The 15091-nt window shown below is 30.8% G+C and carries 13 protein-coding genes and 2 other annotated features; all 13 genes read right to left on the bottom strand.

Annotated features, from left to right (window positions below):
- Positions 1–367: 367 nt before the first annotated feature.
- Positions 368–1804: a hypothetical protein gene (locus V6137_RS12065; protein ID WP_425448193.1), complete on the bottom strand. Its 1437-nt coding sequence runs from the start codon at positions 1802–1804 to the stop codon at positions 368–370.
- Positions 1805–2305: 501 nt separating this feature from the next.
- Positions 2306–2962: a molybdate ABC transporter permease subunit gene (gene modB, locus V6137_RS12070; protein WP_425448194.1), complete on the bottom strand. Its 657-nt coding sequence runs from the start codon at positions 2960–2962 to the stop codon at positions 2306–2308.
- Positions 2963–2975: 13 nt separating this feature from the next.
- Complete coding sequence (gene modA, locus V6137_RS12075; RefSeq protein WP_425448195.1) at positions 2976–3740, bottom strand: molybdate ABC transporter substrate-binding protein; 765 nt, start codon at positions 3738–3740, stop codon at positions 2976–2978.
- 52 nt (positions 3741–3792) lie between these two features.
- Positions 3793–4119 carry a winged helix-turn-helix domain-containing protein gene (locus V6137_RS12080; RefSeq protein WP_425448196.1) on the bottom strand — a complete coding sequence of 109 codons (327 nt, stop codon included), beginning with the start codon at positions 4117–4119 and terminating at the stop codon, positions 3793–3795.
- 113 nt (positions 4120–4232) lie between these two features.
- On the bottom strand, positions 4233–4958 hold the full coding sequence (locus tag V6137_RS12085; RefSeq protein WP_425448197.1) for an amino acid ABC transporter ATP-binding protein: 726 nt from the start codon (positions 4956–4958) through the stop codon (positions 4233–4235).
- Positions 4942–5592, bottom strand: coding sequence for an amino acid ABC transporter permease (locus V6137_RS12090; RefSeq protein WP_425448198.1), 651 nt, complete (start codon positions 5590–5592; stop codon positions 4942–4944). The genes V6137_RS12085 and V6137_RS12090 overlap by 17 nt, the downstream gene beginning before the upstream one ends.
- Before the next feature lie 42 nt (positions 5593–5634).
- A complete protein-coding gene (locus V6137_RS12095) occupies positions 5635–6435 on the bottom strand; it encodes a transporter substrate-binding domain-containing protein (RefSeq protein WP_425448199.1) in 801 nt (266 codons plus the stop codon).
- A gap of 340 nt (positions 6436–6775) precedes the next feature.
- Positions 6776–7333, bottom strand: coding sequence for a DNA-3-methyladenine glycosylase I (locus tag V6137_RS12100; protein WP_425448200.1), 558 nt, complete (start codon positions 7331–7333; stop codon positions 6776–6778).
- Positions 7334–7502: 169 nt separating this feature from the next.
- Positions 7503–7961, bottom strand: a complete 459-nt coding sequence (locus V6137_RS12105; protein WP_425448201.1) for a GNAT family N-acetyltransferase — start codon at positions 7959–7961, stop codon at positions 7503–7505.
- A 400-nt stretch (positions 7962–8361) separates the two neighbouring features.
- Entirely contained in the window at positions 8362–10773 is a 2412-nt protein-coding gene (gene leuS / locus V6137_RS12110) for a leucine--tRNA ligase (protein WP_425448202.1), read from the bottom strand.
- A gap of 338 nt (positions 10774–11111) precedes the next feature.
- Positions 11112–11277: a binding site (T-box leader), on the bottom strand.
- A 49-nt stretch (positions 11278–11326) separates the two neighbouring features.
- Positions 11327–12718, bottom strand: coding sequence for an asparagine--tRNA ligase (gene asnS, locus V6137_RS12115; protein ID WP_425448203.1), 1392 nt, complete (start codon positions 12716–12718; stop codon positions 11327–11329).
- 94 nt (positions 12719–12812) lie between these two features.
- Positions 12813–13092, bottom strand: a binding site (T-box leader).
- Between the two features lie 71 nt (positions 13093–13163).
- Positions 13164–13610 carry a MarR family winged helix-turn-helix transcriptional regulator gene (locus tag V6137_RS12120; protein WP_425448204.1) on the bottom strand — a complete coding sequence of 149 codons (447 nt, stop codon included), beginning with the start codon at positions 13608–13610 and terminating at the stop codon, positions 13164–13166.
- Positions 13600–14952 (bottom strand): MATE family efflux transporter, encoded by a 1353-nt coding sequence (locus V6137_RS12125; protein ID WP_425448205.1) that lies wholly within the window; start codon positions 14950–14952, stop codon positions 13600–13602. The genes V6137_RS12120 and V6137_RS12125 overlap by 11 nt, the downstream gene beginning before the upstream one ends.
- Positions 14953–15091: the final 139 nt, after the last annotated feature.

Consider the following 15091-nt stretch of genomic DNA (forward strand, 5'->3'; position numbering starts at 1 on the left):
CAATTTTAAAAGCCTAAATTTGGCCATTGTTCGTGTTTTTCAAAGGTCTTTTTGTCGTGCATAAATTTAATATTAGAGAATTTAAATTTTTTCACTTAAATACTCTTGACTTTTACTAGCTGGTCTATCTACTTGTTTATTATAGACATTATTTAATGTTTATATAACTAATTTTTTATTTAAGCAAAAAAGACATAAAATCTAGAGATATTTCTAGATTTTATGTCTTTTTTGCTTAAAATTTAGGAGTTTTATTTAACTAGCTGGGGGATTACGAATCCCCCAGCAACCATTCTCAGTTGTTGGGGATTCGGAATACAATGCCAGCCTTCCTTAGTTGTTGGGGGATTCGTAATCCCCCAACCCATTATTTTTTACTCTTATAACTTGCCATAACACTTGCAACCTTATTTATACTTAAGATAATATCATCTTTAGAAGAATTATTTTCTATGGAATTCTTTAAATAATTAAAGAAATCTTCCGGTTTTTCAAAGGGAAAATCTGTAAGATATAATAACCTTCTCATTCTTACTTTTCTTTGCTTATTAGACATTCCCTTAATATTTCTATTTATATATTGGGTTAAATTATCCACTGATTGTTCTAAATAGTCTTGAGTTGCTATTTCCCCTTCTTTGTCTATTAGTAAATCTATATCCTCTAAATAGTTATCATTTAAATATGCCAAATACTCCTTTGTAACCATAAGTTCTTTATTAATATCTTCATCTATATTTCTATCCTTATCTATATAAACACCTATAATTTTTTCTAGATTTATATTGTCCTTAGTAAATTCCTCATTTACTTCTTTAAATCCCTCTTTTAACAGTTTAGAAAGTTCCCTTTGTCTTTTGTCATCATTATATATCTCTATAATGTTTATAACTTGTTCTTTTTTATTTGAAATCTTATCTATTGAAAATAAAATAATAATAATCCTATTAATAATAAGGCCTATTTCCCTTATCATCTCTGTTATATCATTCATCTCTACTAAGATTTTTGTAGTATCATTATATACCTTTTCAACTTCATCAATAGATGCAGTTTTAAAATCAAATTGCTTAAATTCATGGGTTTTTCTAAAGTAAAAGTCAAACCCCTGCCCATACTCTATTTCCATAGTACCATTGAATATCGATTTATACCTTTTTATTAATCTATCAGTCTTAGTTTCACTACTGTTTCCCAAGCTTTTCTTTATAGCCGTTTTTATTATGTCATAGTATTTTTGCTTTGCTATTTTCATTGGAACTACCCTTACTATTTCCATGGCTTTTATATGTAATGTATTCATATCTTCTGTTAGAAATTTATACACATTATCATAAAACTTTTTTAAATCAATGTTTTGGACCATATTATTATAGCTTTTATTGAACTTCTCTTTTTCTAATACCCCATTAGCAATCTCATTTATATAAGCTATCTCTGTTATATATCCCGACATACCTAATAGCAGTTTATGTGCTTTTTCTCTTAACTCAAAAACATGTTTTTCCTCAATCTTATTGTCACCTTGATCTTTTAAGATATTAAATATATCCTTTCCTATAATTTCTATATCCTTATACAGATTAATAATATCATCATACTCTTCAGATAATCTGTCTTCTAATAGTTCTTTACCCTCCTCTAGCCCATCTTTAACATCTATAATACTTTGTATCATTTCTAAAAGACTTAAAATTCCGATTCTTGTTAACTGCTTATCATTAATATTTAAAATATAATTTTTTAATTTTTCTTTTGTTAAATTTTTAAGTTCCTCTTCTGTAGTGTTATCTATATTTATCATATATAACTCCTTTCTTAAATTATAATGTATCTACTAAGGTTTTGGAGAATGAATTCTCCTGTCTATTTCAGTCCGATAGTTTATGCCGTATCCAACAGATAGCACATGCCCTGTCCCTACATACAAGGAAGATTAGCTTCCCTATATTTTTCTTTCTTCTCTCTTCTTTCTTTTTTAATCTAATTTAGCTTCGACTTCAGTCGAAGGTTCCTTTATCTATTCTTTATTTTTCTCTACATATAAAGTTTACTATTATGATGTATTTTTTTCAAAGCATTTTTCATTTAGATATGGATTAATTCTATTTTAACTATTTCTCTATACATTTATAGAGGAGAATGAATCCCCCCTAGGTTTCAAAAGAGTGTTTTATGGTTACCCTTTGGACAGGGCATGCCCTGTCCCTACCTTTCTTCTTTAATTTAAACTAGCTTCGACTTCAGTCGAAGGTTTCCTTATCTATTCTTTATTCTCTATTCTTTATTCTTTACTCTTTATTCTTTATTCTTTACTTCCAACCCATCTATTTAATATGTAAATAATACTAAAACTAAATATAATAGTTATACCCATAAGTATATTAGCAGATCTTATATCTCCTCTATCCACTGCAAAAAATATAGCCAAGGGAATTGTCTGGGTTTTACCCGGTATATTTCCTGCAACCATCAATGTGGCTCCAAACTCTCCAACTGCCCTTGCAAAGGCTAATATGGTGCCTGTTAAGATATTAGGCAGGGCAATAGGTATAGTTATTTTCCAAAATATAATATTTTCTGTGGCCCCAAGGGTTCTAGCTACTTTTTCATAACTATTATTAATATTTTCAAATCCAGTTTTACAGTTTTGATACATCAAAGGTAGTGACACCACCACTGCAGCTATACATGCAGCAATCCAGTTAAATACTAATGTTATATCAAAATTTTCATATAAAAAGCCTCCTATTAACCCCCCTCTTCCTATTATTTTTAAAAGTCCATATCCTATGACGGAAGGTGGAAGTACCATGGGTAACAATATCAGTATCTCTACTCCCCTTTTAAATTTAAAATTATATTTAGTAAATACCCTAGCCAATATTATTCCAATTATAAGGGTTATTATTGTGGCTATCGTTGCTACCTTTAGGGATAATATAACCGGTTTTATTATCATTTTATCAACCTACCTACTTAAATATGTTAAATCCATACCTTTTAAATATATTCTTAGCTTCTTCTGTATTTAGATATTTTACAAATTTTTTTGTTAGATCCTTTTTCTCTGATGATTTAATTATAGCCACAGGATAGACTATACCATCATGATACTCTTCCTTAATTAACTCTTTTTTTATAGAGTTTTTCATAATAGTAGTATCAGAACTATATACTATTCCAACATCAACATCTCCATTATCAACATAAGTTACCACTTGCCTTACATCTTTAGCATATACTATTTTATCCTCTAGCTTATCCCAGAAACCCATATTAACAATACTTTGTTTAGCATACCGTCCTGCCGGTACTGATTCTGGAGTTCCAATGCTAAGCTTGATGCCTTCATTTAATAAATCTTCAACCTTTGAAATTCTATCTTTATACTCCTTTGATACTATTAAAACTAATCTATTTTTTAATATATTTTTTCTAGTATTCCTATCTATAAAGTTCTTTTCCTGCAACATATCCATCTTTTTTAATGATGCCGAAATAAAAGCATCTACTGGTGCCCCTTCTTCTATTTGCTTCTGTAGTGTTCCTGATGATGCAAAATTATATGTAATATCTATACCAGTTTCTTTTTCAAACTGTGATTCTATATCTAATAGTGCATCTGTAAGGCTAGCAGCTGCAGAAATAGTTACACTTTTATCATCACCACTACCTTTGCACCCAACTAAACTAAAAATTATAATTCCCATCAATAAAAAATATACTTGTTTCCTCATATACCCTCCTCCTAAATCATCGTTGTATTTTTACAAAAATAACGGTTTAAAATTAAAAAATCTCATGATAGAGATCTTTGATTTTTTCTTGGGCCTCTTTTTCAAAGGCTTCATATTTCTTAATTAACTTCCTTGCTTCTTCTGTTAGTAAAGAACTACCTCCATGGGAACCTCCTATTGTCTTTTCTAGTATTTTTATATTTAAAGTTTCTTCAAGATTAGCTACAAGCTTCCATGCTTTACTATAGGACATCCCCATATCAATAGAAGCCTGTCTTATTGAGCCTAATTCTTCTATTTTTAACAATAACTCTTTTGGCCCCTTTCCAAATACTTTTTTATCATTTTCTTTTAGCCAAACTTTAAAACCAACTTCCATAATATCACCCCTTTTTATGATATTATAACCCATAAAAAATAATATAGTAATAATATACAATTACTAGCACTATACTTAGGGCTTCCATATATGAAAGCCCTATACTTAATTTATTATACTAAAACCTTCTCTAAAAATGTCTTTGTTCTCCAGTGTTTAGGACTACTAAATATGTCATTTGGACTTCCTTCTTCAACCACTAAGCCTTTATCCATAAATACAACTCTATCTGCTACCTCTTTAGCAAATCCTATCTCATGGGTTACTATGACCATAGTCATACCTTCTTTAGCCAATTCTTTCATGACAGCTAAAACTTCTCCAACCATTTCTGGGTCCAAGGCCGATGTAGGTTCATCAAAGAGCATTACATCTGGGGACATAGCTAAAGACCTTGCTATTGCAACTCTTTGCTTTTGACCTCCAGATAATTGACTAGGATAGGATTTAGCCTTATCCCTAAGCCCTACCCTAACTAGTAAATCATAGGCTATTTTTTCACTTTGTTCTTTATCTATTTTTCCAACTTTATTAGGAGCAAAAGAGATATTCTTAAGTACATTCATATTGTTAAATAAATTAAAATTTTGAAATACCATTCCAATATTTTGTCTTTTTTTATTTATATTAATTTCATTTTTAAGTAAATGTTCATCTCTAAATAATATATCTCCCTTTGTGGGAGTTTCTAATAAATTTAAACATCTTAAAAAAGTACTTTTCCCCGATCCACTTGGTCCTATTAATACAACTACTTCCCCCTTATTTACATGTGTTGTGATTCCCCTTAACACTTCTAAATCTCCAAAACTTTTATATACATCATACACTTTTATCAACTACTCTCAACCTCCCTTCTATCTTACTTAAACCTTTGGATAGTGTAAATGTCAATGCAAAGTATAATAATGCTGCTACTATTAATGGCTCAAAGGGTTTAAATATATTTCCTGTTACTGTTTCAGAATTATACATAAGTTCTGGAACTCCTATTACTGATACAATGGCCGATTCCTTTATAACAGTAATAAATTCATTTCCTAAAGCTGGTATTATATTTTTAAGAGCTTGAGGTATTATAACATATCTCATAGCCATTCCTTCACTCATTCCCATAGACCTTGCCGCTTCCATCTGGCCTATGTCTATAGACTGTATTCCCGACCTAACTATCTCAGCCACATAAGCACTACTATTTAAGGTTAATGCCAATATTCCCGATGGTATCTCCGGTAAATTTAACGGTAACCCATAATATATAATATAAAGTTGTATTAACAAGGGAGTTCCCCTGACAAACTCCACATAGGCTGTTGATATAACTTTAAGTACTTTATTTTTAGATGTTTTCATAAGTGCTAAAATAAGTCCTAATATAGTGCCAAATAAAACTGAAAATATTGAGATAAATATTGTATTTCTAGCTCCTATTAAGAAAAACTTATAATAATCACTAAGGAATGAAAAGTCCATATATGCACTCCCTTTCTTCTTTTCTTTAGTTTTTAAATTACTTTATTCTTGTAGCATCTCATTCGCTTTTATTGCAAATTCCTTTATTAATTTTTCCTCTTTAAGCGCTTTTATTGTTTTATTTATTTTTTCCACAAGCTCTTTATTTCCTTTTTTAATAGCTATGGCAGAACCTCCATCATCGTCTTTAAGAACTATATCTGTTAAAAGTAGACCTTCATTGTTTCTTACATATGCACTACCTACCACATCTTCAACTAAAACTCCATCTATTCTGCCCTTTTTAAGTTGAAGCATTAAGTCTGTTACTTTTCCTAAGCTTTTAAGCTTAACATCTGCTATCTGCTCTTTTGCAATTCTTTCTTGAATTGCCCCTTTCTGTACACCTATTGTTTTACCCTTAAAATCTTCTACTGACTTATATTTATCCTTATTTTTTTCTAAAATAACCAATCCATGTTCTGCATTATAATAAATATTTGAAAAATCAACTTCCTTTGCCCTCTCTTTATCTGGAGTCATTCCGGCTATAACAAAATCAACTTTATCAGTTTTAAGTGCTGGTAATAATCCTTTAAACTGCATATCCTTTATCTCTAATTCAACACCTAAATCCTCTGCAATCTTCTTAGCTATCTCGATATCAAAACCTACAATTTTATCCTTTCCATCAATTTCTTTGTGAAATTCATAGGGTGGATAATCAGCCGATGTTCCCAATACTATTTTTCCATCCTTCTTAATCTTCTCTAGTTTAGATACATCTTCCTCAGAACTTCCACATCCAAATAGAGATATAACCATTACTAGACTTATAAATACCAACAAACCTTTTTTAAACACAAAATCTCCTCCTTTGTTTTTATAAACTTAATTAAATATATATTTAATCAAATTTATATTTATAATTATATTGTATATTTATACATTATAATTAATTATTATTAGTTATTGAGATATATTATATATAGTCTTTTTTGTTTTGTCAATAAAAAATTTTAAAAAAAGAACAAAGAGGCCTTTGGCGCTTCTTTGTTCTGTGCAAAGTGCAAGGTGCAGAGAGCAGGGAATTGGGAGACCATAAATATATGTAGAACTTCAATATATTGAAGCGCTACATATATTTATGCCTGATTTTCTGTAAAAAAAGACCTTGATAAATCAAGGTTCCTTTTGTAATAAATTATATTTGATTATATCTAAAACAGTCCGCTATATGATCGTTTACCATTCCTATAGCTTGCATATAGGAGTATATTATAGTTGTACCTATAAATTTAAAACCTCTTTTTTTAAGCTCCTTTGCTATCCTATCTGATAATTCTGTATTTGCAGGTACTTCACTATCATTTTTCCATTGATTTTTTATAGGTTTATTATCAACAAATGACCAAATATATTTATCAAAACTCCCAAACTCTTTCTGTACTTCCAAAAATCTTTTAGCATTATTTATAGAGGCCTCTATTTTTCTTTTGTTTCTAATAATACCTTTATTTTGCCTTAATTCTTCTATCTTTTTATCATCATATTTAGCCACTATTTTAGGATCAAAATCATCATAGGCTTTTCTATAATTTTCCCTTTTTCTTAGTATAGTTATCCAACTAAGTCCTGCTTGAGCTGATTCTAAAACTAAAAATTCAAAATGTTTATTATCATCATGAACAGGATCCCCCCATTCTTCGTCGTGATACTTTATATATAGTTCATCATCTCCACACCAAGAACACCTTTTCATTTCCATTTCCTCCTTGTCTTATGTAAACTCTAATGTAATAATTAACAATAACCTTATAGTTGTATAATTATCTCTATTACTAAATTTGAAGTTGAGTATTATATACTATTAATCTATAACTTTTTCTAAAAAGGACAAAATATAACTTGTATAAAATAAAATTAAGTTATTAAAATTGAATACTCATTCTAACCTCTCTGTAAATCCTTCCCCCTGCCTCATATTCAAACTCTTCTTTTTTCTCAAAACCAAATTTTTCATATAAATCAATAGCTACCTGATTATCAACTTCGGCGCTTGTATAAAGTTTTATTCCTCCATATTTATTTTTAAAAAATTCTATAAATTTTTGCAAAGCTATTTTACCAATCCCTTTTTTTTGATACTTTTTATCAACCATAAATCTACTCATTGACCATCCTTTGATTTCATCATCAAAATCATATAAAATAAAACCCACCATTTTATTGTCTTTATAAATACCTAATGGATATAAATTAGGCTCATATGCTGCTTGTACTAAAGAAAACATATTTGGAGCCACAAATTTCCTTTGTTCTTCCTTTAAACTAAGTTCTATACACTCATTATAATTCGTTCTATCAATCGGCTTAAACTCAATGTTCATCTTGAACCCTCCTTGTAATTTTAATCCATTTAAAAATCATATATAAGATACTACTAATTCTATGTTTATGACAAGTTATTTTAATATAAAAAAGTCATAATAATGGATATTATAAATACTGTACTTGATTTAAAATGTTTTTTAAAAAGTTAATGTTTTCTTACTTAATATTTCTTCACTTTTTATAGTAATCATAATTCAAAATGTGATATACTCCCCCAACTGTGACTTTTTCCTCTACATTATAATTATACCATATATTTCTAGTCAACCAAAGGACCTTGTCCATTTTTATCCCTATCTCTCCATAAGCATGTTAATACTTTCAATCAAAAAAATCCCCCATCATTTATAAATGGTGGGGGTGTTTTTTATATGAAAAATATTTATTTTTTCTAATCTACTTAACAACTATATTATAAATCTTACCTGGTATAAATATCTCTTTAACTATATTTTTACCTTCAATAAACTTCTTAATATTATCATCTGCCATTGCTTTTTCATTGGCAATATTCTTATCAGCATCCACTGGTATAATTATCTTACCTCTCACTTTTCCATTAACTTGAACAGCCATTTCTATTTCATCATCTACAGTTTTATCTTCATCAAATTCTGGCCAATTAGCTTCATTTAACATTCCTTGATAACCAAGTAATGTCCACATTTCTTCAGTTATATGGGGAGCAACTGGATTTAATAGGATTAAGAAGGTCTTCATTTCAGCTTTATTTACCTTCTTATTGCTATTAAAGTCATTTATTAATGACATTAATGCTGCAATAGCTGTATTAAACTTAAGACTTTCATAGTCCTCTGTTACCTTTTTAATAGTCTTGTGCATATTTGATTCTAATTCCTTAGAGTAGTTATCTCCATCTTCTAATATATCTTGTAGTCTCCATACCCTATCTAAAAATCTTCTACAGCCTTTAACTCCATTGTTTGACCATGGTACACTCTTTTCAAAGTCCCCTATAAACATTTCATATACCCTTAATGTATCTGCACCAAATTCCTCTATTATTTCATCAGGGTTAACAACATTTCCTCTTGATTTAGACATCTTTTCATTATTCTCACCTAGTATCATACCGTGGGATGTTCTCTTTTGATATGGCTCTGGAACATTTACTACCCCTATATCATATAAGAACTTATGCCAAAATCTTGAGTACAATAAGTGAAGAGTTGTATGTTCCATACCACCATTATACCAATCTATTGGTAACCAATACTTAAGAGCCTCTTCTGAAGCTAATGCTTCACTATTATTAGGATCAGTATATCTTAAGAAATACCATGATGAACCTGCCCATTGGGGCATGGTATCAGTTTCCCTTTCTCCATGTCCACCACATTTAGGACAAGTAGTCTCTACCCAATCTCTAATATTAGCCAGTGGAGATTCTCCAGTTTCGCTAGGTTCATATTTTTCTACTTCTGGTAATGTTATTGGTAACTCTTCCTCTGGAACTGGAACCCAACCACATTTTTCACAATAAACTAGAGGAATTGGCTCTCCCCAATATCTTTGACGAGAAAATACCCAGTCTCTAAGCTTATAATTTATTTTTCTTTCTCCTAATTTCTTTTCTTCTAACCAATCACTAATTTTCTTCTTAGCATCTTCTACTTTTAAGCCATCTAGAAAATCTGAGTTAGTCATAACTCCCGTGCTTATATCTACAAATGCCTCTTTATCTACATCTCCGCCCTTTACAACTTCAACTATTGGTAGATTAAATTTCTTGGCAAACTCCCAGTCCCTAGTATCATGGGCGGGAACACTCATTATAGCTCCTGTACCATATGACATAAGTACATAGTCTGATACCCAAATAGGTATTTCCTTTCCTGTAACAGGGTTTACAGCCTTAAGTCCGTCTATTTCTACCCCTGTTTTATCTTTATTTAATTCAGTTCTTTCAAAGTCTGATTTCTTCCCAGCTTCTATTTTATAGTTTTCTATATCATCCATATTGTTAATATCAGAAGCATACTCTTTAATCATAGGATGTTCTGGGGATATAACCATGTAAGTTGCTCCAAATAATGTATCAGGACGTGTAGTAAATACCCTTAGCTTTTCACCCTTTCCTGCTATTTCAAAGTCAACCTCCATACCTTCAGAACGACCTACCCAGTTTTTCTGTTGTATTTTTACCCTATCTATATAATCAACTAGATCTAAGTCTTTAATTAGCTTTTCTGCATATTCAGTTATCTTTAGCATCCATTGATTTTTAACCTTTTGTACAACTTCTCCATTACAACGTTCACATACACCATTTACAACTTCTTCATTGGCAAGTCCCACCTTACAATCAGTACACCAGTTTATTGGTACCTCTTTTTTATATGCAAGACCCTTTTCAAATAATTTTAAGAATATCCATTGGGTCCACTTATAATACTCTGGGTCAGTTGTATTTATCTCCCTAGACCAATCAAAGGAAAATCCTAAAGATTTTAGCTGCTCTTTAAATTTAGCAACATTTTTCTCAGTTACTATCCTTGGATGTATCTGATTTTTTATAGCATAATTTTCAGTCGGTAATCCAAAGGCATCCCAACCTATTGGATATAATACATTATATCCCTCTAACCTTCTCTTACGAGAAACTACATCAAGGGCTGTATATGGTCTTGGATGTCCAACATGAAGTCCCTTTCCCGATGGATAGGGAAACTCTATTAATGAATAAAATTTCTCCTTATCTGAATCATTGCTGGCATAAAAAGTCCCCTTTTCATCCCAAATATCTTGCCATTTTTTTTCTATACTACTTGGATTATAATTTTCCATTATTCTACCTCCTTGTTTTTAAGCATTAGTTGGGGGATTACGAATCCCCCAACAACTAGTACTAAACCTGGGACAGAGGGACAGTCCCTCTGTCCCAGGTTTTATTTGCACTAAAAAAACCCTTCATCTCTAAAGTTTAGAGACGAAAGGTTTTAATACTATCGCGGTACCACTCTAATTAACAACAACTCTTTAAAATTCCTACTCACTTCTAAGTATTTACTCTTTTAATTAACCATTAACAATTAACAATTCCGAAACTGTTATACAGTAAATACTATTTATATATTCAAAATTAGTTAAACAATAAAATATCACTTTTGAATATATAAGTTGAGTTAGTTGTTCCCTTATATTATGATAACGGTATATACCGGTTAAAGCTACTTTATTTCACCTTAACAGCTCCGGGACGAGTTCAGTTATAAACCACTACTATCTTCCACCAATCGATAGCTCTCTGTAAGTGTTTAATAACCTACTACTTCCCTTCAAAGCATAACTATTGTTTTGTAGTAATATTAGCAGAAAAAAACTATTCTGTCAATAAAAATTAAAATTCTGCTGATTTAACTGTTCTTGGGAATGGAATTACGTCCCTTATGTTTTTCATACCAGTTAGGTACATAACCAGTCTTTCAAAACCTAGTCCAAACCCGGCATGTTTAGTTCCACCATATTTTCTTAATTCCATATACCACCATAGGTCTTTTGAATCTATACCTAGTTCTTTTACTCTCTGATCTAATATATCTATTCTCTCTTCTCTTTGACTACCTCCTATTATTTCTCCTACTCCAGGAACTAATAGGTCCATAGCCGCAACGGTTTTGTTATCATCATTTAATCTCATATAGAAAGCTTTTATGTCTTTAGGATAGTCTGTCACAAAAACAGGTTTTTTATAAACTTCTTCTGTTAAATATCTCTCATGTTCAGTTTGTAAGTCTTCTCCCCACTGAACTGGATATTCAAATTTCTTACCTGATTCTTTAAGTTTTTCTATCGCTTCTGTATAAGTTATATGACCAAAATCAGAGTTTATAATATTTTTTAATCTGTCTAGTAATCCTTTATCAACAAATTTATTAAAGAACTCCATTTCTTCAGGGGCATGGTCCATTACATATTCTATTACATATTTCATCATGTCCTCAGCAAGGTCCATATCATCCTTTAAGTCTGCAAAGGCTATCTCCGGTTCCATCATCCAGAATTCTGCTGCATGTCTAGCAGTGTTTGAGTTTTCAGCTCTAAATGTTGGTCCAAAATTATATACATTTCTAAATGCAAGGGCATATGCCTCGGCTTCTAGCTGACCACTAACAGTTAAGTTAGTTTCCTTTCCAAAGAAGTCCTTTGAAAAGTCTATCTTTCCTGCATCATCTGTTGGTAGATTATTTGGGTCTAATGTTGATACCCTAAACATCTCCCCTGCACCCTCTGCATCACTGGCAGTTACTATTGGAGTATTTACATATACAAAGTTTCTATCCTGGAAAAACTTATGGATTGCATATGATGCTATAGATCTAACCCTAAATACTGCTGAAAATGCATTACTTCTAGGTCTTAAATGGGCTATAGTCCTTAAATATTCAAAAGTATGTCTTTTCTTTTGAAGGGGATAGTCAGATTCTGAATCAGCATCAAGGGATACACTTTTAGCTTGTATTTCAAATGGTTGTTTGGCATTTGGAGTTTCCACCAACTTACCCTCTACTAATATTGCTGAACTTATTTTTATTTTTTTTAGTTCATCGAAGTTTTCTAGTGAATCATCAATAACTACTTGTAAGTTCTTAAAGAAACTACCGTCATTAACTTCTATAAATCCAAAGTTTTTTGAACCTCTAGCAGTTCTTACCCATCCAGAAATTTTTATATCTTTATCTAAGTATTTATCACTCTCTCTATAAAGCTTCTTTATTAATACATTTTCCATTTTATTACCTCCTTTTTGAGTAAAACCTGGGACAGAGGGACTGTCCCTCTGTCCCAGGTTTATAAACTAAAAAACCCTTTCATCTCTAAATTAATTTAGAGACGAAAGGGTTATCTTCCGCGGTACCACTCTAATAGTCACCCAAATGAAACCTTCGAATGAATTCGAAGCTACGATATTGTTAATGACCACTTTTATCAGTACTTTCATACTGTCCATTTTATAACGGTATGGCTCCGTCTAATCCTACTCTCAAGGTGATTTCGGTTAGAGACTCCGAGACGTTTTTCAATAAAAGTTTCGTATCGATCTTCCACCATCATCGACTCGCTATAACTACATCTGATATCTACTCTTCTCATCACAGTCTTGAATTATGAATCCTTATTTCAACTATTTATGGATTATTATAATATTTACTTTATTATTTGTCAATATATATTTTTTATTCAGCTAATTTATCCATTAATAAATTAATATTTTTCAAACTTTCCAAAAACAATTGCCTATCTTCAGTGCCTAGTTTTTTCCCAATATTTTCAGCTAAAGAGTTGTATCTCCTATCTATTTCCTCATCTAAAAATTTTATTCCACCTTCACTTAGACTATAGAAGGTATTTCTTCTATCTTCACTGTCCGTCTCTCTTTTAACTAAATCATTTTCAACCATTTTATTAAGCATAATACATAGGCTTGATTTTGATACATTAAGACCTTCTCCAAGTTTTTTTAATGGACTCTTTTCCACCTTTTTCAAATACATCAAAGTTCTAAATTGCTTATCAGTTGATGATAACTTGTTTTTTTCGTTATCATGTTTAGAACCCCTCATATATTTATTTATCTTTATCATAGCCTTAATAAACTCCTCAGCTATTTGTCTATTGTTCATAGTTAAGACCCCTTTTTATAACAACTTTTTTCTTCCATCTACCACTCATATAATATCCTATAGTTAAAACCATACCAATAGTCCATCCAGCAGGTACTGAAGCCCATATACCATTTGTACCTATTCGTTCTGATAAGAAGGTTGCTACTGGAATTCTAATTAACCATAATGTTAATATAGATATTATCATGGGAACAAAGGTATCCCCAGCTCCCCTTAATACTCCTGTAGTTATAAACATTATACTTACCACAGCATAAAAAGAACTAACGATTTTTAGATAACTTGTTCCTATTTTTATAACCTCTGGATCCTTATTAAATAACCATACCATTTTCTCTCCAAAAATAAATACTAATACTGTTATTATTATAGACATAGATACAGACATAAGTAAAGTATATTTATATCCTTTTTTAACCCTTTCATTTTTACCAGCACCTAAATTTTGACCAACGAAGGCTGATATTGCAGATCCAAAGTTCATAATAGGCATAGTTCCAAAGGAATTTAATCTAGAACCCGCTCCAAAGGCTGCCATTGTTGTTTCTCCAAAGGGATTAATAATTGATTGTATGGCCATCATACCTAAAGAAAACAAAACCTGTTGTACTCCCGAAGGTAATCCTATTTTTAAACTTTTAAAAAATATTGCTTTATCAAATTCCATATCTTTTACATTAAACTTTAAAACCTCATGGTGTTTATTTAAATGGTAAATTCCATATATAAAAGAGAACCCTTGAGCTATTACTGTTGCCCATGCAGCTCCTGATACTCCAAACTTAAATACAACTATAAATAAAACATCTAATATAATATTTAAAATAGTTGATATTATTAAAAACTTAAGAGGTGTTTTAGAATCCCCTAATCCCCTTAAAATTGCACTTATAGAGTTATAGCCAAACATGGCTACTATCCCTATAAATATAACATTTATATAAGATTTAGCCTGGGGCAGTATATTTCCTGGTGTATTTAACAGCTTCAATATAGGTCCACTTAATACCAGTCCTAATATGGTTATTAAAATTGATCCTACAAATAAAAATATATAAGTAGTGTCTATGGTTTTTTTAAGGTTTGCGTAATCCTTTGCTCCATAAAATTGGGATATAAGTATAGTTGAACCCATGGTTATGCCCATTATTAATGATATAAGTAAAAATAATACAGGGAAACTAGTTGATACTGCAGCAAGGGCTTCTTTTCCTAGAAAATTTCCAACTATAATACTATCCACAGTATTATAAAGTTGTTGAAATATATTACCTATAAGCATAGGTAATGCAAAATAAAAAATAAGTTTTCCTTCATGTCCTTTTGTCAAATCTTTCATGGTCATTCTCCTTTATTTTAATATAAAATTATTTTACTTTAAAATTATTTTATATTAAAACGTTTTGAAAGTCAACCTATTTTATGAACAAAGGCGACTTTCTCCCTTCTTTGTTCTGTGCAGGGTACAAGGTGCAGAG

The organism is Dethiothermospora halolimnae (assembly GCF_037577855.1).
In the GTDB taxonomy this organism is placed as follows: domain Bacteria; phylum Bacillota; class Clostridia; order Tissierellales; family VENL01; genus Dethiothermospora; species Dethiothermospora halolimnae.

Bases quoted from the DNA above. Each gene is read 5' to 3' on its own strand.
- V6137_RS12100 (WP_425448200.1), bottom strand. From the start codon at position 7,333: ATGAAAAGGTGTTCTTGGTGTGGAGATGATGAACTATATATAAAGTAT.
- asnS (WP_425448203.1), bottom strand. From the start codon at position 12,718: ATGGAAAATGTATTAATAAAGAAGCTTTATAGAGAGAGTGATAAATAC.
- V6137_RS12125 (WP_425448205.1), bottom strand. From the start codon at position 14,952: ATGAAAGATTTGACAAAAGGACATGAAGGAAAACTTATTTTTTATTTT.
- V6137_RS12065 (WP_425448193.1), bottom strand. From the start codon at position 1,804: ATGATAAATATAGATAACACTACAGAAGAGGAACTTAAAAATTTAACA.
- V6137_RS12080 (WP_425448196.1), bottom strand. From the start codon at position 4,119: ATGGAAGTTGGTTTTAAAGTTTGGCTAAAAGAAAATGATAAAAAAGTA.
- modB (WP_425448194.1), bottom strand. From the start codon at position 2,962: ATGATAATAAAACCGGTTATATTATCCCTAAAGGTAGCAACGATAGCC.
- leuS (WP_425448202.1), bottom strand. From the start codon at position 10,773: ATGGAAAATTATAATCCAAGTAGTATAGAAAAAAAATGGCAAGATATT.
- modA (WP_425448195.1), bottom strand. From the start codon at position 3,740: ATGAGGAAACAAGTATATTTTTTATTGATGGGAATTATAATTTTTAGT.
- V6137_RS12090 (WP_425448198.1), bottom strand. From the start codon at position 5,592: ATGGACTTTTCATTCCTTAGTGATTATTATAAGTTTTTCTTAATAGGA.
- V6137_RS12120 (WP_425448204.1), bottom strand. From the start codon at position 13,610: ATGAACAATAGACAAATAGCTGAGGAGTTTATTAAGGCTATGATAAAG.
- V6137_RS12105 (WP_425448201.1), bottom strand. From the start codon at position 7,961: ATGAACATTGAGTTTAAGCCGATTGATAGAACGAATTATAATGAGTGT.